Raw genomic sequence first — 19,411 nt, 5'->3', positions numbered from 1 at the left:
CGCCGACACCGGGGAGCATGTGACGGAAGGTCAGAGTCGCACGGCCCTAGGGAGATCGATGACCATCCTGAGCCGCACCCTTGTCGTCGCCGCGGTCCTCGCGGCCCCCCTCACCGCGACCCCGCACGCCTCCGCGGCCGGCTGTACGTCCTCCGTGCCGTACGTCTCGGGGCAGGGCGGCTACGACACGTACCGGATCCCGGCGGCGGTCACCACCGGGCGGGGCACGGTGCTCGCCTTCGCCGAGGGACGGCGCACCGGCGCGTCCGACACCGGCAACATCGACGTCGTTCTCAAGCGCTCCGCCGACGGCGGCTGCACCTGGGGCTCGCTCCAGGTCGTCACCGAGGGGGACGGGGACACCCGCGGCAACCCGGCGCCGGTGCTCGACCCGCTCACCGGCGCCGTCGTCCTGGTGACGTCCTACAACAGCGGCCTGGTCACCGAGCCGCAGATCATGCGGGGCGAGGTGACGCCCGAGCAGAGCCGCCGGGTGTTCGTGCAGCGCAGCTGGGACGACGGCCGCACCTTCTCCGCGCCGGTCGACATCACGGCCCAGGTCAAGGAGCCGAACTGGCGCTGGTACGCCACCGGGCCCGGCCACGCCGTCGCCCTCGCCAGCGGCCCGCACGCCGGCCGTCTCGTCGTCCCCGCCAACCACTCCGCCGCCCCGCCCGAGGGCTCCACGGACACCGGTCAGGAGCGCAAGTACTACGGCGGCCACGCGATCTACAGCGACGACGGCGGCACCACCTGGCACATCGGCTTCGTCGACTCCTCGTACGAGGGCTACGACAACGCCAACGAGACCAGCGTCACCGAACTCCCGGACGGCAGGCTCTACTTCAGCTCCCGCGACGAGGGCGGCAGCAGCAAGGGCAACCGGCTCGACAGCTACTCCTCCGACGCCGGCCAGACCCTCGACCGCCCCTACCGCCAGCAGCCCACCCTCGGCGATGTGCCGGCCGTCCAGGGCAGTGTCCTCCAACTCCCCGAGCCGGGCGCCCCGTTGCTCTTCTCCGGCCCGTCCGTGCCCACCGCCCGCCAGGCGATGGCGATCTGGCGCAGCACGGACGGCGGCGCGACCTTCACCAAGGCGCTGACCCTGTCGACCCAGCGGGCCGCCTACTCCGACCTGGTGCGGCTCGGCTGGGAGACGGTCGGGCTGCTGTACGAGACGGGTGTGGCGGGTACGTACGAGACGATCGAGTTCCGCCGGCTGCCGACCGACAGCCTCTGAGCGACCCGGGACCTCTCGGCAGCTGGGCGCTACAGCAGTCCGGCCGCCGCCAGGAACTTGCCCACCCGGCGTACCTCCTCCGGCGACAGCGGTACCTGGGGCTCCGCCGTCGCCGGGCAGTCGATGATCCCGCGCAGGTGCAGCGCCGCCTTGAAGGCGCCGAGGGCCGAGGAGCTGCCGCCCATCCGGGCCCGGTCGCCGGCGCCGACCAGGTGGAACAGGGCGCACAGGCGGTCCTGTTCGGCGCGGGCGCGGTCCCAGTCGCGGGCCTGGCAGGCCCGGTGGAGGCGGACGTAGCCGTGCGGGTCGACGTTGGCGAGGCCGGGGACGGCGCCGTGGGCGCCGAGTGCGAGGGCGGAGTCGACGAACAGTTCGGAGCCGGTCAGGACGCTGAAACCGGTGAGGGCGCGGGCGCCGGTGACGACCTCGCGGAAGCCGGCCAGGTCGCCGCTGGAGTCCTTGAGCCCGGCCAGCGTGCCGTCGGCGGCCAGCTCCAGGACCAGGTCCGCGGGCAGCTTGCTGTGGACGGCGACGGGGATGTCGTAGGCGACGACCGGTACCGGACTCGCGGCGGCGATCAGCCGGAAGTGGCGGGCGATCTCGGCGGGGTGCGTGCTCGTGTAGTACGGCGCCGTCACGACCACGGCGTCCGCGCCGGCCGCGGTGACGGACTCGACGTGGTCGAGGACCCTCGGGGTGGTCATGTCGATGACGCCGGCGAGGACCGGGAGCTGCCCGCCCACGTGGCCCACCACCGACTCGACGACCTGTCTGCGCCGCCGGTCGGTCAGGTAGGCCGCCTCCGAGGAGGAGCCGAGCACGAAGAGCGCGTCCACCCCGCCGCCGACCAGATGGTCGACCAGCCTGAGCAGGGAGGGGATGTCCACCTCGCCGTCCGGTGTCAGGGGGGTGCAGACGGGCGGGACGACACCGGTGAGCGGGGTGGGGAAGGTCATCAAGGCTCCCTGGGGTGGTTCTGCCGCACGAGATCGCGGGTCGACTGGTCCTCCTCCACAGGATGGTGGCAGCGGTAGCGGTGTCCGGCCTCCGACGCGGCCGAGAATTCCGGCATTTTGGACATGCACTCCTCGTCGGCCTTCCAGCAGCGGGTGCGGAAGGGGCAGCCGCTCGGCGGCCGGGTGGCCGAGGGGACCGGGCCGGTCAGCGGGATCGGGTCGACGGGGTCGAGCAGTCCGGGCGTGGCCGAGAAGAGCGCGCGGGTGTACGGGTGCCGGGCGCGGTCGGTGACGTCGGCGGCCGGGGCCTCCTCGACGATCCGGCCGAGGTACATGGTGATCACGCGGTCGCTCATCCGCCGTACCGTCTGGATGTCGTGCGAGACGAACACCAGGGCCAGGCCCAGGCGTTCGCGCAGGTCCAGCAGGAGGTTGAGGATCTGGGCGCGCACCGACACGTCCAGGGCGCTGGTCGGCTCGTCGGCCACCACCAGGTCGGGGTCCAGGGCCAGCGCCCGGGCGATCGCGACGCGTTGGCGCTGGCCGCCGGAGAGCTGGCCGGGCAGCGCGTCGGCGACGGACCGGGGCAGACCGACCAGGCCCATCAACTCCCTTACCCGCGCCTCCCGTTGGGCCTTCGTGCCGCGCTCGTGCACGTCCAGCGGGTCGCGCAGGATCTGCCGGATCGGCAGCCGGCGGTTCAGGGCGGTCGAGGGGTCCTGGAAGATCATGCCGACGCCGGACCCGATCGCCGCCCGGCGCTCGCCGTCCGGCATCGACCACAGGTCCCGCCCCCGGAAGGCCACCGACCCGGCCGTCGGCCGCTCCACCCCCACCAGCACCTTGGCCAGCGTCGACTTGCCGCACCCGGACTCCCCGACCACACCGACCGTCTCGCCGGGCGCGACGGACAGATCGGCACCGGTCAGGGCGTAGACCCGGTCCCGGGTGAAGAGCCCGCCGCTGCGGGCCTTGTGCACCACGTGGGCGTCGGACAGCTCGACGATCGCGTTCACTGGGGGGCCTCCGGCGTCGTGCGTCTGATCGGCGGGGGTGTGGTTCACGCCAGAGCCTCCGCCGGGGTCGGTTCGGGGGCCGGGTGGTGGCAGGCCGTGGTGTGGGTCGGGGGGCCCAGCAGGTCGGGGCGGGTGGTGCGGCACAGGTCGCTCGCCAGGGGGCAGCGGTCGGCGAAGCGGCAGCCGGCGGGGAAGTCGGCGGGGGAGGGGACGACGCCCTTGATCTGGGTGAGGCGTTCGGCCGCCGACTCCAGCGAGAGCACGCTGCCGAGCAGGCCGCGCGTGTAGTGGTGGGCCGGTGCCTCCACCAGGTCGGCGGTCACGCCCGTCTCCACGATCTGTCCGCCGTATATCACCACCACCCGGTCGGTGACGTCCGCGACGAGCGCCAGGTCGTGCGAGACGAGGATCAGCGCGAAGCCCAACTCCTCGCGCAGGCGCAGCAGCAGCTGCATCACCTGCGCCTGCACGGTGACGTCGAGCGCGGTGGTCGGCTCGTCGGCGACGATGAGTTTCGGGTCGCGGGACAGGGCCATGGCGATCAGGACGCGCTGGCGCTGGCCGCCGGAGAGTTCGTGCGGGTAGCTGCGCAGGGTGCGGTCGGGGTCGAGGCCGACCAGGCCGAGGAGTTCGGCGGGACTGCGGTGACCGCCGCGGCGGACGACCTGCTTGAGCTGGGCGCGGATCGTCATCGCGGGGTTGAGGGAGGAGAGGGCGTCCTGGTAGATCATCGCCATCTCGTGGCCGAGCAGGCGGCGGCGTACGCGCATCGGCTCGGCCAGCAGATCCCGCTGCTCGAAGCGGACTTGGCCGCGGACGCGGGCGCCCTTGGGCTCCAGGCCCATGATGGTGAGCGCGGTGAGCGACTTGCCGCAGCCCGACTCGCCGACCAGACCCAGGACTTCGCCGGGCTGCACCTCGAAGCTGATGCCGTCGACGATGTCCACGCCGTGGTGCCGGCCCTCGAAGCCGACGGCGAGGTTCTCGACGGCCAGTATCGGCAACTGCCCCTGGGGGAGCGGCCGGGCGCGGGAGCGCAGGCGCTGGGCCGCCGCGGCCAGACCGGGTAGCTCCAGCACCTCGCCGGTGCCGGGCTCGGCGGTCTCGAGGCGGTCCTTGTCCGCGGCCGTGTCTGCGTTCCCGGCCGGGGCGGGTGTCGTCGCCTCGCGCGCCGAGGGCGCCGCCCACGCGTCGGACACGCCCTCGGACAGGACGTTCAGCGACAGGACGGTGATCAGCATCAGCAGCCCGGGGAAGACCGTCGCCCACCAACCGCCGGTCAGCACCATGTTCTTGCCGTCCGCGATGACGCTGCCCCAGGAGGGGTCCGGGGGCCGCACGCCCGCGCCGATGAAGGACAGCGAGGCCTCGAAGACGATCGCCTCGGCGACCTGGACCGTGCAGAACACCAGCACGGGGGCGGCGCAGTTGACCGCCACGTGCCGCAGCACGATGTGCGGGGTCCGCGCGCCGATCACCCGCTCCGCGGTCACGTAGTCCTCGCCGTACTGGTCCAGCACGTTCGCCCGCACGACCCGCGCCACCGGCGGGGTGAACAGGAACGCGATCGCGCAGATCAGTACGGTGATGCCACCGCCGAACACGGCCACCAGGACGGCCGCCAGCGCGATGCCCGGGAACGCCATCACCACGTCCAGACAGCGCATCAGCGTCTCGTCGACGCCCCGGCGCGAGGTCGCCGCGACCGCGCCGAGCACGGCACCCACGACGAGGGCGAGCGCGGTGGCGCCCAGGCCGATCGCCAGCGACCAGCGGGCCCCGTACATCAGCCGGCTCAGCAGGTCCCGGCCGAGGCTGTCCTGGCCCAGCCAGTGTGCGGCGGACGGGTGTCCGGTGCCGTCGACCGGGGCCTGCTGGGCGAGCGGGTCGTCGGGCGCGAGCAGCGGGGCGAACAGCGCCACCAGGACGACGACCGCCAGGAAGCAGACGGCGACCTTCGACAGCGGCGGCAGCCGGCGCCAGCCGCGCAGCCGGACGCCGGGCCGGGAGAGCGCGTCGGCCAGGCCTTTGCGCGTGAACGGGGTGTTCATGTGGCCGCATCCCTCAGTCGCGGGTTGACCAGCAGATACAGGACGTCGATGACGAGGTTCACGACGACCAAGCCGATCGCGGTCGTGATCACCACGCCCTGCACGACGGCCGGGTCGCCGTTCTGGACGGCGTCGATCATCAGCTTGCCCATGCCGGGCAGCGCGAAGATCGTCTCGATGACGACCGCGCCGCCCAGCAGATAGCCGACCCGCAGACCGAGCACGGTCAGCGGGTTCATCAGGGCGTTGCGCAGCACGTTGCGGCCGACCACGACATGCGGCGGCAGCCCGCTGCCGATCGCCGTGCGGACGTAGTCCTTGTCCAGCTCCTCCACCACCGACGTCCGTACGATCCGGGTGAGTTGGGCCGCCACCGGCAGCGAGAGCGCCAGCGCCGGGAGCGCCATCGTCTTGAGCCAGCCGGTGACGGAGTCCGCCGGGTTGATGTAGCCGCCGGCCGGGAACCAGCCCCGGTCCACGGCCAGGTACTGGATCATCAGCAGCGCCAGCAGGAAGCCGGGGGCCGCGACGCCGGTCAGCGACACGACGCGGACGATCTGGTCCGGCAGCCGGTCGCGGTAGATCGCCGCGGTCACCCCGCCCAGGAGCGACAGCACGACCGCGATACCCAGGCCCAGGAAGGTCAGTTGGAGGGTGAGCGGCAGCGCGGTGGTGACCTGGTCGAGCACCGGCGCGCGGGTCAGGGTGCTGGTGCCCAGGTCGCCGTGGATCAGGTCGCCCACGAAGTCGACGTAGCGCACGGGCAGCGGGTCGAGCAGGCCGCTGCGCTCGCGGAAGTCGTGCAGCTGCTGCGGGGTGGGGTTCGCGCCCTGGAAGAACGCGGACGCCGGGTCGACGTCCGAGAAGCGCATCACCAGGAACACGAACAGGACGATGCCGAGCATCAGCGGCACGAGCAGCGCGATGCGCCGGACCAGGATCCGTACGACAGCTGTCATGACGTCAGACCCACTTCGCCTGGAGGAAGTTGACGCCCGGGTAGGGCTGCGGCTTTATGCCGGTGAGCTCGTGCGGGTCCCAGGCGGTCATCAACTCGTTGTGGACGACCGGGTAGAGCACGGCCTGTTCGGCGACGACGTCGACGTAGTCCTGGATCATCGTCTTCTTCCGCGCCGGGTCGGACTCCCGGGTGGCCAGGTCCATGTCCCTGAACAGCCGCTTGGCGACCGGGTGTTCGGCCCAGCGGGCGTAGCCCATCCAGAGGTTCTGCGGGCCGTAGTTGTAGTGCATGATCAGGTCGGCGTCGAGGCCGAACTGGTTGGGGTTCGAGGCGGCGGCCACGACCTGGTAGTCCTGCTTCTGGTCCAGCTTGGTGAAGACGGCGGTGGTCTCCTGCGGGGAGAGAGTCGTCTGCACGCCGATCGCGTCCCAGGACGCCTTGATGGTCGGTAGGCAGTCGACGATCCAACTCAGGTTCACCGCGAGGATGTCGACCTTCAGCCCGCTGACCCCGGCGGCCTTCAGCAGCGCCTTCGCCTTCGCGGGGTCGTGGCGGTAGACGGTCTTCGCCGGCCGGTAGGCGGGGTTGCCCTCGTTCAGGAACGACGAGGACGGCTTCCCGTGTCCCTTCAGCGCCACCTGGACGATCGTGTCGGTGTCGATCGCGTAGCGCAGCGCCTGCCGCACCCGCACGTCGTCGAAGGGTTTGTGCCGGGTGTTGAACATCAGGAACAGGTTGTTCATCCCGGCCCCGCCCGCGACCGTCATCCCGCCGTCCCGGAGCCGGGCGATGTTGGCGTACGGGATGTTGTCGGAGATCTGCGCGCCCGCGCTCGCGCCGGAGACCCGGGCCACGCGGGAGGCCGCGTCGACGATCGTCAGCCAGTTCATCTTGTGGAAGGCCGGCCGGCGCGGGCCGTTGTAGGCCTCGAAGGCGGCGAAGGTGGTGTTGGCCTTCGGGTGGTGCGCGGTCTGCCGGTACGGTCCCGAGCCGACCGCCAGACCCCGGATCGCGTCGTCCCAGCCGCCGGGCCGCGAGAACACGTGCCTGGGCATGACCTTGGCCAGCGTGAGCCGCGAAAGCCCGTCCGGGAAAGGGAACTTGAGCACCAGCTCGACCGTGCGCGCGTCGACCTTCCGGACCTCCTTCAGCCAGCTCGCGAAGAAGCCCTTGGCCAGGGTCTGCGTCCCGGGGTCGAGGATCCGGTCGAACACGAACACCACGTCGTCGGCGGTGACCGGCTCGCCGTCGTGGAAGGTGGCGCCCTCGCGCAGTGCGAACCGCCAGGAGGTGGCGTCCGGGTCGTTCGGCACCTCGGTGCCGAGCGCCGGATAGGGCACCCGGGTGATCGGGTCGGTGTCCAGGAGCCCTTCGTAGATGTGGTTGTTGGCGGCCATGGAGAATGCCGACGCCGTCTGCGTGGGATCCCAGCTGCCGTCGTTCCCGTACCCGATCACCGCGGTCAGTGCCCGGTCCTTGCCGCCGCCCCCGGTGTCATTGGTCGACTCCGGCCCGCAGGCCGCCAGGGACGACGACAGGGCAGCGGCCGCGCCCACCGCGCCGGTGTGCTTCAGGAAGGTCCGGCGGTGCACGGTTCCTCCAGCCGAGGATGAGGAGATACGACGTCCTACGTCCTGACGTCAGCGCGACCATAGGTGGGGTCCTGGGGACGGTCAAGACATCGCACACTAATGGGCGTATCCGTCACAGGTCGGACCAATGGCGCTTTGAAATGGCTGGAGTTGATGACCGGTCAGGTCGGGGCGATACCTACCGGGGTGTCTGCTCGGACGCCTGCTCGGGTGCGGTGAGCTGGGCGGCGATCGCCGCCCCGTCCAGCCACACGTTCTCGCGGGCGATCTTTCCGTCCTTGAACTCGAAGACGTGCAGCATCCGGAAGGTCACGCGCCGGTTGTTGCCGGGGATCCCCAGCAGGGAGCCGGGGACCACGCCGGTGATCAGGTCCTCGACGGTCGCGCCGTTCTCCGAGTAGTACGTGTGGGTGCGCTCGTCCTTCTCGGAGCGGAAGTCCTTCAGCAGCTGCAGATAACGCTCCCGGGCCGCCGGAATCCCGTAGGCCGGACCGCCCGGCCAGCCGACCGCGTCGTGCTCGATGTCCTCGCTGTACATGGAGACCGCGAGCTCCGCGTCCCCGATCCGCTCGGCCTCCATGTGGGTCTCGATCAGCGCTTCCATTTCGGCGGGTGTCATGGCGCCCATGGGGCACTCCCTCTCGTTCGTGCCGCGCACTCTGGGGTGCGCGGCCCCCGTTGGTGAGACGCTGCTACCATAATGAGAATACATTCTCATGACAAGAGGGACATCTCATGACCGATGAGGGCGCGGAGGTGCGCGGGCTCGACGGGCGCCGCAACCAGAAGCTGCGCACCCGGCGTGCGCTGGTCGACGCCGCGGTCGAGCTGGTGCGCGAGGGCAGACCGGTCACGGTCGCCGACGCCGCGCACAAGGCCCAGGTCTCGGTGGCCACGGCCTACCGCTACTTCTCCAACCCGCAGGACCTGCTGCGCGAGACGCAGACCGTCGCCCGCGGCTTCGAGGCCCTCGCCGATCTGCCCGACGACCCGGCCGAACGTCTCGACCTGGTCGTCTCCCGCACCGCCGATCTGCAACTGGGCGACGAGGCGGTGTGGCGGGCGGTGCTGCGGGCCGCCCTGGAGCGCTGGACGGACCCCGCCGCCGACCCGGGTACGGGCGCCGGCGCGAACACCGACACCGAGGCGGTCCCCACCCGCAACCGCCTCCGCTTCGACCTCACCCGCGCCGCCCTGGAACCCCTCGCCGACACCCTCCCGCCCGACCTGCACCGCCGCCTGACCATGGCCGCGACGATGGTCTACGGCGTCGAGGCACTCGTCTCCACCCGCGATGTCTGCGGACTGGACCCCGAGGAGTCCAAGGACGTGATGCGATGGGCGGCCCGGGCCCTGCTGGAGGCGGTTCAGCGGGAGGCCGCGGAGCGGTGAGGCGGCTCGCGCGGGCGAGCGCCGGGACGGGAACCGAGGGGGTCCGCATGGGTGAGCTGTGGGACGAGCACGACGCCGGGGTGCTCCGGCTGCCGTCGGGGCGACTGATCCGGGGCCGAGGTCTGCGCCACCCGCTGGATCCGGCGGCGCCGACACCCTCGTACGCCCTCTATCTCCTCGGTCGGCGGCCGGCGGTCGTCCCCTGGGAGTCACGGTGGCTGCGCTGGCCCGATTTTCGACTGCCCGTCGACCGGGTGGACGCCCGCGCGGCGCTCGTCGAGGTCTGGGAGCGGGCGGGGGACGAGCGGGTCGAGGTCGCCTGTGGTGGCGGGCGGGGGCGTACGGGGACGGCGCTGGCCTGTCTGGCGGTGCTGGACGGCGTACCGGCCGGGGAGGCGGTCGCGTACGTGCGGGCGCACTACGACCGGCGGGCGGTGGAGACGCCGTGGCAGAAGCGGTACGTGCGGGGGTTCGCGGGGCCCGTCACAGGGTCAGGCGCATGATCACGCGGTCGGCCCCCGGTCCGAAGTAGTCGACGCGGACGTCCTGTTCGGCGGTGAAGCCCAGGGACGCGTAGAGGTCGATCGCCGCGAGGTTGGCGGGGTCCACGGTGAGGCACACCTCGCGCACCCGGTCGGACCGTAATCGGCGCAGCACCTCCAGCATCAGCCGCCGGCCGTGACCGCGGCCGCGCTCGTCCCGGGTGATGCCGAGCCCCAGGATCCAGCTCCGGGTGGCGTCCGGGGGCGTGCCCACGAGGACGTACCCCTTCAGCTCGGTGCCGTCGTCGAGGACCAGCAGGTGCCTCGGGTACACGTCGTACAACTGGCGCAGCACGAAGTAGGGGTAGGGCTCGTCGGGGAAGGCCTCCCGGTCCAGATGGGCCAGCGCGGCGAGGTCCGCCTCGTCGACTCCGCGCAGTCGCAGCTGTCGGGTCGAGGGGCGTGCGGGCAGAGCAGTCATGCCACCTCCTGGTGAAGGTCCGGGGCACGTTGACCACTTACGAGTGAATTAGGACCTGGGTTCCGATCAGCATGGCTGTGAATCTTCGGCGTGCTCAAGTGCTGTTCAGGACCAAATCCCTTTGTCGATCTGACCACTCAGGAGTTCTTGTAGTACGTCGCCGATTTGGCGTAACGTCCTTGTAGTTGCCGCGAGTTGTGCCCGGCGAGGTATCCTCAGGCATGACCTCCAGAGTTCAGACGGACTCCGACGTGCTCAATGACGACGCGCCATGGGACGAATTCGACCCCCGGGCGTATGTCGATCAGAACTACCGCGATCTTCTGGACGCGGACGCGGAGATCCTCACTTTCGTACGGGAGCACTTCAGTAACCACTTCCGTGAACATTTCGATCGGCCGATTCGTGGTATTGACATCGGTGCGGGAGCCAATCTCTATCCGGCGCTGTCCATGCTCCCGTGGTGCAAGGAGATCACCCTGCTGGAGCGGGCGCGCAAGAACGTCGGCTATCTGCGCGGCCAGCGGCAGAACTTCGCCGAGAGCTGGGACAGCTTCTGGAAAGTGCTGCGCGAAGATCCCCGCTACCAGGCGATCGACGCCGGTCTGAGGGAGAGATTCCGGGCCACGGTCCAGGTCGAGAAGGGCAATCTGTTCGCCATGGAGCGACGAAAATTCTTCGGTCTGCGTCGTGATCCACGCCGTTGGCAGATCGGAACGATGTTCTTCGTGGCCGAATCCATCTCCACCTCGCACGAGGAGTTCCGGCGCGGAGTCGCGTGCTTCATGGAGGCGCTGGAGCCCGGAGCGCCTTTCGCGGCCGCGTTCATGGAGGGATCGAGAGGGTATGACGTGGGCGACCGGCATTACCCGGCGTGCAACGTGGACGAGACACAGGTGAAGGAAAGCTTCCGGGACTTCGCGCAGAAAGTGGAGACACGGCGCCTGGGAGAATCGAGTCATTTGGTGCGTCCGGGGCACACGGGAATCATTCTGGCCTGCGGTCAGCGGGACCGTATTTCCTGAATTCCGGATTCGCGGATTCCGATCGGGCGGCGGACGGCACGACCTGGGCGAGGGGGACGGCGGATGCAGATCAAGCCGCGTGTACATCTGCTTCAGATCTGGCAGGCGATTGCCCGCCATTCCTTCGCCGACGGCCGGTGGGACTGGGGGGACTGGGGGCGGCTCAGCAGCGTCGCCGACGCCGAGCGCCTGCTGTGCCTGATGTACCCCGCCACGGAGATCCCCGAATTCCGGCTCGACGAGCCCGACACCACGCAGAAGGACGTCCTGCGCGACCTCAGACCGGCCGGCGGCCGGATGGAGATCCCGGCCGCCCTGGTCCGGGCCCTCAGCGAGTTCATGCACCGGCACTCCACCGCCGACGGCAGCCCCACCTTCGCCGGCGACTACTACTTCTCCGCCGAGGATCCGCTGCAGGAGGTCACGCCGGAGCAGCGGGAACTCGGTGTCGTCGACTCCTTCAGCATGTCCGTGACGCTGTGCCTGGCCACCCTCGGCTTCCTCGACAAGTTCGCCCGCACCACGCTCCGTTCCGACCTGCGCGCCGAGGTCGTCGCGCTCAGGGCGGCCACCAGCGAGCGGCTCACCGCTGCCATGGTCGGCCTGCTGCGGTCCTTCACCGTCAACGTCTTCGACGCCGACACCACCCAGGGCCGGCGGCTGTGCCGCAACCTCGGCCAGCCGCGGCTGACCGAACGGGCTGTGCTCCAGCAGTTCCGGGAGCGCTTCAAGCCGCTGCGTGCCACCATCGCCAACCGCATCACGCTGGGCATCAGCGACACCGAGGACGCCCTGAAGAACGAGAGCATGCTCTTCGAATGCGGCTGGGCGTGGGGCGTGGTGAAGAGCGCGCCGGAGGTCCCCCTGAGCGGCGGGACCGGCACCGGGAGGACCAGCACCGGGACCGCTGCCGACACCGGCACAGGTGCCGATCCCGAACCCGCCAAGCCGGTCGGGGCCCAGGCCGACGGTGTCGCCGACCCCGTGCCCTACCTCTACTTCACCGTCGTGGCCCTCGACGGCATCCAGGACCTCTCCTCGGACCGCACCCTCACCCTCGGGCTGCTCAACGAGGAGCAGCAGACGCTCGCCGAGGCGCTGCGCCTGCGCTGGACGGTGACCCAGCAGTACTGGTCGGAGATCGCCCGGTTCAGCGACGAGCGCTGGCCGTTGGAGGACATCCCCTGGCGGGTCACCGGCCAGCGGCTGGAGTCCGAGTACTTCTCGCTCTCCGTCGCCGCGATCGTCGTCCACGACCTGGTGCGCCGCCGCGCGGGCGACGAGGACCTCGCCCGCACCGTCGACGTCATGGAGCGCCTCGCCGAACGCGGCCGCATCACCAGCCCGTTGACCCGCGACGACCAGGCCCTGCGCCTGCACAGCCCCGGCGTCACCCTGCCCCTCCAGGGCAGCGAGCGGCTCGGCCCGCCCCTGCAGTGGACGGTCACCGATTTCTCGGCCCAACTCCTCAAGAGGACCGTCCAGTTGGCCGGACTCTCCCGCAGTACCGCCACCCAGGACCGACTGTTGCGCCTCGCCGACGAGACCTTCGACCACCTGTGGCAACGGCGCATCGAGGACGGCGAGGGCGTCGACCTCTGGGACGACGTGAACGCCGTCTACTCGACCGCGCCCAAACGCGAGGGCCCGCTGTCCTGGAGCATCACCGAACGCCTCACCGAGTGCATGGTCGTCGCGTACAACTTCTACACCCGCGAACCGATCCGCAGCCCCCAACTCGCGCTCCTGGCGACCGACTTGCTCAGCGAGGCCAACCACCGCTTCGGCAAGGAGGAGATGCAGTCGGCGGTCGGCTCCGCCGGGCCCACCGAGAGCGACTGGGCGAAGTCGCTGCGGACCATCGAACTGCGGCTGCGCCGCGCGGGCGAACTCGTCGCCACCCAGCCCGGCACCGCGAGCGCCATCGCGCTGGCCGTGCTCGGCGAACTCGACACCCTCGCACGGGCCCGCGGCGCGGCAGCGGGAGAGGGGTGACCGTGCTCGTCCTCGCCGCCTCCGACAAGGGAGGCACCGGCCGCTCCGTCACCAGCGCCAACCTCGCCTACCACCGCGCGCTGGCCGGGGACGACGTGGTCTACGTCGACTTCGACTTCGGCTCGCCCACCGCCGCGGCCGTCTTCGACGTACCCGACGTCCTGCGCGGCGCCCGCGACGGCGGACTGCACTCCTATCTGGAGGGCCGGGCCGCCGAGCCCGTCCGGATCGACATCTGGCGCCGCACCGAGCACCCCGTCCTGCGCCGCAGGCCCAATGGCTCGGGCCGCCTCGTCCTGCTGCCCGGCGACGCAGGCGGCGGCGAGTTCGCCACCGACGAGGACGCCCTGCGCCGCTGCGTGGACCTGCTGCTGCGCCTGCACACCGAGTTCGACGTGATCATCGTGGACCTCAGCGCGGGCCGCAGCTACGCCATGGACATGGTCCTGGAGGCCACGGCACAGCGCGAGTTGCGCGACCTGCCCGCCCGCTGGGTCGTCTTCCACCGCTGGACCCGCCAGCACGTCATCGCCGCGTCCGGCCTGGTCTTCGCGGAGCGCGGCATCATCGAGGGCGGCGCCGAACGCGGCCACGACAAGGACGCGCTCCAGGGCTCCATCCGCTTCGTCCGGGCCGCCGTACCCGACCCCGACTCGGCGCTCTGGTCCCACGTACCGCCCGCCCAGTCCGCCTGGATGCAGATGTACGACGAGAAGCTGCGGCGGCTGGCCGCCGACCTCGGCATCGGGGACAGCGTGGTGCTCGGGACCGTACCGCTGGAGCCGATACTCCTGCTGCGCGAGCAACTGATCACCGAGGAAGAGGTCGTCTCCACCCAGATCGCCACCGCGGACACCCTGGAGGTGCTGGAGGAGATCGCCCGCCGCCTGACCGACGACACCCACTGGGGGCAGCCGTGACGGAGGCCGTCTTCCGGGAGACCGCGGCCGAACCCCGCACCCAGTCGGTGCCGCTGGCCCATCTCTCCCTGGAACTCGGGCACTTGTACCTGGAGGACCTGGAAGGAGGCCCCGCGCGACTGCGCGAGCACTTCCAGCGGGTACGACCCTGGGCGGACGCGGCACGCGCCGACACCGCCGCCCGGACCGCGGGCCGCACCCCGCGGATCAGCACGTGCTTCCTGATAGACGACTACTTCACCCGCTTCTCCACCCCGGCCGACCTGCTCCCGATGATCCTCGAAGAGGCCGGACGGGCCGGGCTCGTCATCGACTACCTGGCCCGCGAGTCGGCCTGCGCCGTCGCCGACAAGGTGCCCGTCGCCCAGGCCGTCGCGGACCGCCTGGTCGAGTCACCGCCCCCGGGCAGCTACGGCGCCCGGCCCCCGGTCAGCCAGTCGGGATGGCTCGCCAACGGACAGCGCACCCCTGTCGCCCGCCCCGCCCAGGCCATGCGCAGGGCCGCCCCCTGGCAGCCGCCCAGCGAGACAGCAGCCCGGCGCCACTCCGTCTTCGTCGACGTCGAGTTGTGGGACCAGGACCGTGACGGCAACCGCGTCTGGTCCTGCGCCTTCCTCGCCGCGGTCTGGCAGCTGGCCCGCCTCGGCCTGCTCCGCAACGAGGGCGAACCCGTCCTGACCGCACTCGACGTGACCACGCGAGACGGACGCCCGCCCGAATTCCCGGGCGCCTGGGACGAGTTACCGCCCCTGCTCCGACTCGACCCGGCCGCCGCCCCGTTCAGCGCCTACCGCACCTGGTCCGTGCTGCCCTCGCGGTTCCTGTCCGTCGAACACGCGGTGCGGGTCGTCCTCGACCAGACCGACGTGGACGCCGGAGCCCTGCGCCAGGCGACCGAACGCGCCGGCCGCGAGGGCCTGTCGACCCCCGACTCCGTCGCCGACCGCGTCTCGTACGTGTTCTACGCGGGGCCCTGAGATGACGGCCCCGCCCGGCACGGCGAGCGCGGTCCTGAGCTGCGGCGAGGTGCTCACCTGCATCCTGCCGTCCCAACAGCCCCTCGACGCCGAGTCGGCCGCGGCACTGCTGAGCCTGCGCACCGACGAACGCGTCCTCGTCTCCGAACGCCCCAACCTCTACGCGCTCTCGCCCGAGACCCTCACGGGCGTGGACTGCGCGCTGCCCACCGCCAACGGGGCGAAGGTGCGCGTGGTCGGCACGGTCGCGGTCCGCGCGACCCTCACCGAGGGCCGCGTGCTGCAGACCACCGCCTACTTCAGGGCGCCGGCCGACGGCCCCGAACGGCGTCGCGCCTGGGGCCACTACCTGATGCGGCCCGGCTGGGTGGAACCGCTCGGCCGACTGCCCGAACAGGAGGCGGCCGACGGCATCCTGAACGGCGGACGCCCGGGCGAACTGGACCTCGGCCTGATCGCCGACGGCCTGCTCCGCGAACTCCTGCGACACCCGCTGCTTGACCAGGCCGTGCCGTTCAAGAAGTCCCGCCGCACGCGCCTTCGTTGGGCCGCGCTGTCCGCCCCGCCCGGCCTCCAACCCGGTGTCGACCCCGGCCCCTCGATCCAGCGCTTCACCCTCGGCGAGGGCGACCTGCGCACCATCCGGCTGTCCGTGCCCGACGGGACGAAGCCGGTGGCCGTGGCCGGGCTGTGCGAGGACTTCGCGCTGCACGACTGGCTGCTCACCACCGTGGTCCGCCTGCTCGACGGCCGGCTCGGATCGGTCGAGGCGCCCACCGCGCTGACGGCACTGCGCCCCGCCGTCGAGCACCTGATGCACCTGTGGATGCCCCGCGCCCGCGGGGACCGCACCCTGAGCACGTTGTGGGACGTACTGGAACAGGAGCCCGGATTCACCCGGCAGTGGCAGAGCATCTCGCAGCGGATCCGGGATCAGCTCGCCCTGCTGAACACCCTTGCACCGCGCCGAGTCCCGACGGGGGAGACACCATGAACGGAGCACCGGTGACCACGACCACGACGACCACGACCGTCGCCCCACCGCACCGGACCAGCCGGCCGATACGGCCCGAACCGAGGGGATTACGTTTCCCGCCGGTCCTGGTGAAGATCCTCGTGACCGCCCTGGTCTTCCTCGTCGCCTACCTGGTCACCAACACGCTCGACCAGGACCAGGGCGACGTCTGGAACCTGACCGCGTCCATCGTCATCGGCGGGGCGGCCCTGATCGTGCAGTACCTGGTCGACTTCGAACGCCGCCTCGAGCAGATCGAGGCCGGCCAGGCCCAGTTGATCAGGGACGTGCAGGACAACCTGACCAGTCACCACGTCGGCCTGACCGAACTGGTCGACGACCGCTTCGCCCGGATCAGCGAGGCGACCGAACTCTTCAGCAACGTGGACCGTTCGGTGCTGCGCTCGGACGGGGTGGTCAAGCTCGCCCGCAGCGCGACGGAGTGCGGCCAGTTGAACAACGAGACCGTGAAGACCTTCGCCAGCGAGGAGATCGAACGGCTCGCGGGCCTCCTGGAGAACCTGAGCAACCGCAGCACGGACTGCCTGGGCGAGAACCAGGACTGGCTCATCGGCCTCACCCACTGCATCAAGCACAGCCTCGACGCCACCAGCACCTCCGTGGACCGCGACTTCTGGGGCAGCGAGCCCGCCGCCCGCTATCTGGAGGCCCAGAGCGACGCGGTCCAACGCGAGGTGGAGATACGCCGGTTGTTCCTCGTCAACGTCCCCGAGGAGATCGACGACGAACTCAGGGAACTCTGCAACAACCAGCGCGCCCTGGAGATCGACGCCCGTGTGGTGGCCTTCTCCGAGCTGCCGCCCTGGGCCCAACTGGGCACCAAGAGCGACTTCATCGTCTTCGACCGTGAACTGTCCTACGAGATCGACCAGGACACCAAGGACGTCAACGCCAAGACCACGCTCAATGCCCGCCCCTCCCATGTGGAGCACCGCATGCGGCAGTTCACTCGCCTGTGGGAGGCGACGACGAACCTGCCGCACCACGGCATTCCGCCGACGGACGAGTGACGCTGCCGGGTCGCCGGATCGCTACGAGGTCTCGCCCAGTACGTCGGCCACCAGCGCCGCCGCCTCGGCGATCAGGGCGTCGTCCCAGGGGCGGTCCCGGTCGGGGGTGGTCGACAGGATCGCCAGCACGATCGGGGCGCCCTCGGGCGTCCAGGCGATGCCGACGTCGTTGGTGGTGCCGTACGAGCCGGAGCCCGTCTTGTCGCCGACCGTCCAGGTGTCGTGGAGGCCGCGACGGATGCGGTTGGCGCCGGTCGTGTTGTTCAGGAGCCAGTGGGTGAGCAGGTCGCGGTCCGGGCGGTTCAGGGCCTCGCCGAGGACCAGCCGGCCGTAGTCGCCGCCGATCGCGCGCGGGCTCGTGGTGTCCGTGATCCGCCCCGGCTCGGCCGAGTTGAGCTCCGGCTCCCACCGGTCCAGGCGGGTGACGCGGTCGCCGAGCGAGCGCGCGAAGCGGGTGATCGCGGTGGGGCCGCCGAGCAGGCGCAGCAGGAGGTTGGCCGCCGAGTTGTCGCTGTAGCGGACGGCCGCGTCGCAGAGTTCCTCGACCGTCATGCCGTTGGCGAGATGTTCGTCCGTGCCGGTGATCGGGGCGCCGTCCACCAGGTCGGCACGCGTGTAGTGGATCCGGCGGGCGAGGACCTCGCCGTCGCGGTCCAGGTCGCGCAGGACGGCCCCGGCGGTGAGGGTCTTGAAGACCGAGCAGATCGGGAAGCGCTCGTCGGCGCGGTGGGTCACGGTCTTCCGCGTACGGACGTTGTGCGCGAACACGCCCAGGCGGGCACCGTGTTGGCGCTCCAGCCGGTGGAACTGGTCCAGTCGGTGCTGCCGGTCGTCCGTGGCCGCCCGTGCCGGAGCGCCGGCGAGGAGGACGGCGGAGGCGGCGGTGCCGGCGGCGAGCAGGGTGCGCCGGGTCGGCGGGGACTTCGGGTGCTTCGAGGACTTCGAGGACTTCGAGGACTTCGGGGACTTCGGGGGCTTCGGAGACTGGTACGAGCCTTGGATCGTGCTCTCCTTCGGTCGATGGCTGTCGACGATCTCTCCATTGTTCGACGCCGTGACTCATTCCTTGGTTGCCCGGCCGTAGACCATCGGCGGACGGCGGGGCGGGCCCGCGGGCGCCACAGTGAAGGGTATGGAGAAGACGAAGGGGATCAGTCGGGCACAGTTCCTGACGGGGGCGGCGGCCCTCGGGGCGACGGCGGCGGTGCTGCCGTCGGGGGTGGCCGAGGCCGCGGTCGGGGGTGAGGCCGGACGGCGAAAGGGGCTCCGGCACCGCGGTGTCGTCTACACCGTCGGCGCGGGCGAGACGCCGGGGACCGCGTGGAGCGCCGCCCGGATGCGCCGGGACATCCGCGTCATCCGCGACGAGCTGCACGCCGACACGGTCGACGTCACCGGCGACGGTGTCGAGCGACTCACGAAGACCGCCGCCGAGGCCGCCGAGCGCGGGCTGCACGTCTGGCTTCAGCCGACCCTCGGGGACGTCCCGGAGCGGGACATCCTGGAGCACCTGGCCGAGTGCGGCCGGTTCGCGGAGCGGCTGCGCAGGCAGGGCGCGAGCGTGGACTTCAGCGTGGGCTGCGAGTTCTGGCTGTTCGTGCCCGGGATCGTGCCGGGGGACACGGTCCTGGACCGCGTGGAGAACCTGCTCAACGGCACCTTCGACCCGGTGAAGATGCAGCGCCGGCTCGACCGTTTCACCGCCAAGGCGGCGGCGCTCGGCCGGTCCGTCTTCCACGGCCGGCTCAGCTACGCCGCCGCCCAGGACGACCAGGTCGACTGGCGCCTCTTCGACGTCGTCGGCATCGACTACTACTCGTACTTCCGCCAACCCGCCGACTATGTACGGGAGTTGCGCAAGTACCGGCGCTGGGGCAAGCCCGTCGCCATCACCGAGTTCGGCACCTGCGCCTACGTCGGCGCCCCCGAGACGGCCGGCATGGGCTGGAACATCGTCGACTACGACAAGGGGCAGATCAAAGGCCACCACGTCCGCAGCGAACACACCCAGGCCGCCTATCTCGTCGACCTCGTCCGGGTCTTCGAGTCGATGGGCCTGTACGCGGCGATGGCGTTCGAGTTCGTCACCCCGGACGCCCCGCACCGCGCCGACAACCCGCGCTACGACCTCGACCTGGCGAGCTACAGCATCACCAAGACCATCAAGGACCGCCCGAACGACCCGCGTTCGGACTGGCACTGGGAGCCGAAGGAGGCGTTCCACGCACTGGCACGGCAGTACGGGAAGGCCTGCGTGGCGGCGGCTCGCTAGGACAG

General features: G+C 71.0%; 19 protein-coding genes. 11 read left to right on the top strand and 8 right to left on the bottom strand.

Annotated elements, in window-relative coordinates:
• Positions 1 to 58 precede the first annotated feature (58 nt).
• Positions 59 to 1,240 (top strand): sialidase family protein, encoded by a 1,182-nt coding sequence (locus tag ACWD5F_RS13300; RefSeq protein WP_401720801.1) that lies wholly within the window; start codon positions 59 to 61, stop codon positions 1,238 to 1,240.
• 29 nt (positions 1,241 to 1,269) lie between these two features.
• Here the strand turns inward: ACWD5F_RS13300 and ACWD5F_RS13295 are convergent, their stop codons facing one another.
• The 6 genes from ACWD5F_RS13295 to ACWD5F_RS13270 all read right to left on the bottom strand — a co-directional run bounded on the left by ACWD5F_RS13295 (position 1,270) and on the right by ACWD5F_RS13270 (position 8,444).
• Complete coding sequence (locus ACWD5F_RS13295; RefSeq protein WP_451253884.1) at positions 1,270 to 2,196, bottom strand: dihydrodipicolinate synthase family protein; 927 nt, start codon at positions 2,194 to 2,196, stop codon at positions 1,270 to 1,272.
• On the bottom strand, positions 2,196 to 3,212 hold the full coding sequence (locus ACWD5F_RS13290; protein WP_451253882.1) for an oligopeptide/dipeptide ABC transporter ATP-binding protein: 1,017 nt from the start codon (positions 3,210 to 3,212) through the stop codon (positions 2,196 to 2,198). Before ACWD5F_RS13290 ends, ACWD5F_RS13295 begins: the two co-directional genes overlap by 1 nt.
• Before the next feature lie 44 nt (positions 3,213 to 3,256).
• The gene (locus ACWD5F_RS13285) at positions 3,257 to 5,263 is read right to left on the bottom strand and encodes a dipeptide/oligopeptide/nickel ABC transporter permease/ATP-binding protein (RefSeq protein ID WP_451253880.1); all 2,007 of its coding nucleotides are present in this window, start codon (positions 5,261 to 5,263) and stop codon (positions 3,257 to 3,259) included.
• Positions 5,260 to 6,222, bottom strand: coding sequence for an ABC transporter permease (locus ACWD5F_RS13280; RefSeq protein WP_451253878.1), 963 nt, complete (start codon positions 6,220 to 6,222; stop codon positions 5,260 to 5,262). Before ACWD5F_RS13280 ends, ACWD5F_RS13285 begins: the two co-directional genes overlap by 4 nt.
• A gap of 4 nt (positions 6,223 to 6,226) precedes the next feature.
• Positions 6,227 to 7,816 carry an ABC transporter substrate-binding protein gene (locus ACWD5F_RS13275; protein WP_451253877.1) on the bottom strand — a complete coding sequence of 530 codons (1,590 nt, stop codon included), beginning with the start codon at positions 7,814 to 7,816 and terminating at the stop codon, positions 6,227 to 6,229.
• 178 nt (positions 7,817 to 7,994) lie between these two features.
• Complete coding sequence (locus tag ACWD5F_RS13270; protein ID WP_451253875.1) at positions 7,995 to 8,444, bottom strand: ester cyclase; 450 nt, start codon at positions 8,442 to 8,444, stop codon at positions 7,995 to 7,997.
• A gap of 107 nt (positions 8,445 to 8,551) precedes the next feature.
• Here ACWD5F_RS13270 and ACWD5F_RS13265 point away from each other — a divergent pair, with 107 nt between their 5' ends.
• Positions 8,552 to 9,208, top strand: coding sequence for a TetR/AcrR family transcriptional regulator (locus ACWD5F_RS13265; RefSeq protein WP_451253873.1), 657 nt, complete (start codon positions 8,552 to 8,554; stop codon positions 9,206 to 9,208).
• A 47-nt stretch (positions 9,209 to 9,255) separates the two neighbouring features.
• Positions 9,256 to 9,711 carry a protein-tyrosine phosphatase family protein gene (locus ACWD5F_RS13260; RefSeq protein ID WP_401720778.1) on the top strand — a complete coding sequence of 152 codons (456 nt, stop codon included), beginning with the start codon at positions 9,256 to 9,258 and terminating at the stop codon, positions 9,709 to 9,711.
• Here ACWD5F_RS13260 and ACWD5F_RS13255 read toward each other — a convergent pair.
• Complete coding sequence (locus ACWD5F_RS13255) at positions 9,692 to 10,171, bottom strand: GNAT family N-acetyltransferase (protein ID WP_451253870.1); 480 nt, start codon at positions 10,169 to 10,171, stop codon at positions 9,692 to 9,694. The genes ACWD5F_RS13260 and ACWD5F_RS13255 overlap by 20 nt on opposite strands.
• A 221-nt stretch (positions 10,172 to 10,392) precedes the next feature.
• Between ACWD5F_RS13255 and ACWD5F_RS13250 the strand changes: the two genes are divergently transcribed.
• The 6 genes from ACWD5F_RS13250 (at position 10,393) to ACWD5F_RS13225 (ending at position 17,134) form a co-directional block, all read left to right on the top strand.
• Entirely contained in the window at positions 10,393 to 11,196 is an 804-nt protein-coding gene (locus ACWD5F_RS13250) for an SCO2525 family SAM-dependent methyltransferase (protein WP_451253869.1), read from the top strand.
• 63 nt (positions 11,197 to 11,259) lie between these two features.
• Positions 11,260 to 13,191, top strand: coding sequence for an SCO2524 family protein (locus ACWD5F_RS13245; protein WP_451253867.1), 1,932 nt, complete (start codon positions 11,260 to 11,262; stop codon positions 13,189 to 13,191).
• A 2-nt stretch (positions 13,192 to 13,193) separates the two neighbouring features.
• Positions 13,194 to 14,111, top strand: coding sequence for an SCO2523 family variant P-loop protein (locus tag ACWD5F_RS13240; protein WP_401721486.1), 918 nt, complete (start codon positions 13,194 to 13,196; stop codon positions 14,109 to 14,111).
• Positions 14,108 to 15,088, top strand: a complete 981-nt coding sequence (locus tag ACWD5F_RS13235) for an SCO2522 family protein (RefSeq protein ID WP_451253865.1) — start codon at positions 14,108 to 14,110, stop codon at positions 15,086 to 15,088. Before ACWD5F_RS13240 ends, ACWD5F_RS13235 begins: the two co-directional genes overlap by 4 nt.
• A gap of 1 nt (position 15,089) precedes the next feature.
• The gene (locus tag ACWD5F_RS13230; protein WP_451253863.1) at positions 15,090 to 16,082 is read left to right on the top strand and encodes an SCO2521 family protein; all 993 of its coding nucleotides are present in this window, start codon (positions 15,090 to 15,092) and stop codon (positions 16,080 to 16,082) included.
• Positions 16,079 to 17,134 carry a hypothetical protein gene (locus ACWD5F_RS13225; RefSeq protein ID WP_451253862.1) on the top strand — a complete coding sequence of 352 codons (1,056 nt, stop codon included), beginning with the start codon at positions 16,079 to 16,081 and terminating at the stop codon, positions 17,132 to 17,134. Before ACWD5F_RS13230 ends, ACWD5F_RS13225 begins: the two co-directional genes overlap by 4 nt.
• Positions 17,135 to 17,155: 21 nt before the next feature.
• Here ACWD5F_RS13225 and bla read toward each other — a convergent pair whose 3' ends face one another.
• Positions 17,156 to 18,034, bottom strand: coding sequence for a class A beta-lactamase (bla, locus tag ACWD5F_RS13220; RefSeq protein ID WP_451254128.1), 879 nt, complete (start codon positions 18,032 to 18,034; stop codon positions 17,156 to 17,158).
• Here bla and ACWD5F_RS13215 point away from each other — a divergent pair.
• Complete coding sequence (locus ACWD5F_RS13215; protein ID WP_451253860.1) at positions 17,970 to 18,218, top strand: hypothetical protein; 249 nt, start codon at positions 17,970 to 17,972, stop codon at positions 18,216 to 18,218. The two genes, bla and ACWD5F_RS13215, sit on opposite strands and share 65 nt — an antisense overlap.
• A 48-nt stretch (positions 18,219 to 18,266) precedes the next feature.
• Positions 18,267 to 19,406 (top strand): abortive phage infection protein, encoded by a 1,140-nt coding sequence (locus ACWD5F_RS13210; protein ID WP_451253858.1) that lies wholly within the window; start codon positions 18,267 to 18,269, stop codon positions 19,404 to 19,406.
• Positions 19,407 to 19,411: the final 5 nt, after the last annotated feature.

The organism is Streptomyces sp. NPDC002499, from assembly GCF_053595415.1.
This window is presented reverse-complemented; position numbering and strand designations above follow the sequence as displayed.

Coding starts and splice junctions, on each gene's coding strand:
- ACWD5F_RS13245 (WP_451253867.1), top strand. CDS start 11,260: ATGCAGATCAAGCCGCGTGTACATCTGCTTCAGATCTGGCAGGCGATT.
- ACWD5F_RS13300 (WP_401720801.1), top strand. CDS start 59: ATGACCATCCTGAGCCGCACCCTTGTCGTCGCCGCGGTCCTCGCGGCC.
- ACWD5F_RS13250 (WP_451253869.1), top strand. CDS start 10,393: ATGACCTCCAGAGTTCAGACGGACTCCGACGTGCTCAATGACGACGCG.
- ACWD5F_RS13210 (WP_451253858.1), top strand. CDS start 18,267: ATGGAGAAGACGAAGGGGATCAGTCGGGCACAGTTCCTGACGGGGGCG.
- ACWD5F_RS13295 (WP_451253884.1), bottom strand. CDS start 2,196: ATGACCTTCCCCACCCCGCTCACCGGTGTCGTCCCGCCCGTCTGCACC.
- ACWD5F_RS13230 (WP_451253863.1), top strand. CDS start 15,090: ATGACGGCCCCGCCCGGCACGGCGAGCGCGGTCCTGAGCTGCGGCGAG.
- ACWD5F_RS13260 (WP_401720778.1), top strand. CDS start 9,256: ATGGGTGAGCTGTGGGACGAGCACGACGCCGGGGTGCTCCGGCTGCCG.
- ACWD5F_RS13255 (WP_451253870.1), bottom strand. CDS start 10,171: ATGACTGCTCTGCCCGCACGCCCCTCGACCCGACAGCTGCGACTGCGC.
- ACWD5F_RS13285 (WP_451253880.1), bottom strand. CDS start 5,263: ATGAACACCCCGTTCACGCGCAAAGGCCTGGCCGACGCGCTCTCCCGG.
- ACWD5F_RS13265 (WP_451253873.1), top strand. CDS start 8,552: ATGACCGATGAGGGCGCGGAGGTGCGCGGGCTCGACGGGCGCCGCAAC.
- ACWD5F_RS13225 (WP_451253862.1), top strand. CDS start 16,079: ATGAACGGAGCACCGGTGACCACGACCACGACGACCACGACCGTCGCC.
- ACWD5F_RS13270 (WP_451253875.1), bottom strand. CDS start 8,444: ATGGGCGCCATGACACCCGCCGAAATGGAAGCGCTGATCGAGACCCAC.
- ACWD5F_RS13280 (WP_451253878.1), bottom strand. CDS start 6,222: ATGACAGCTGTCGTACGGATCCTGGTCCGGCGCATCGCGCTGCTCGTG.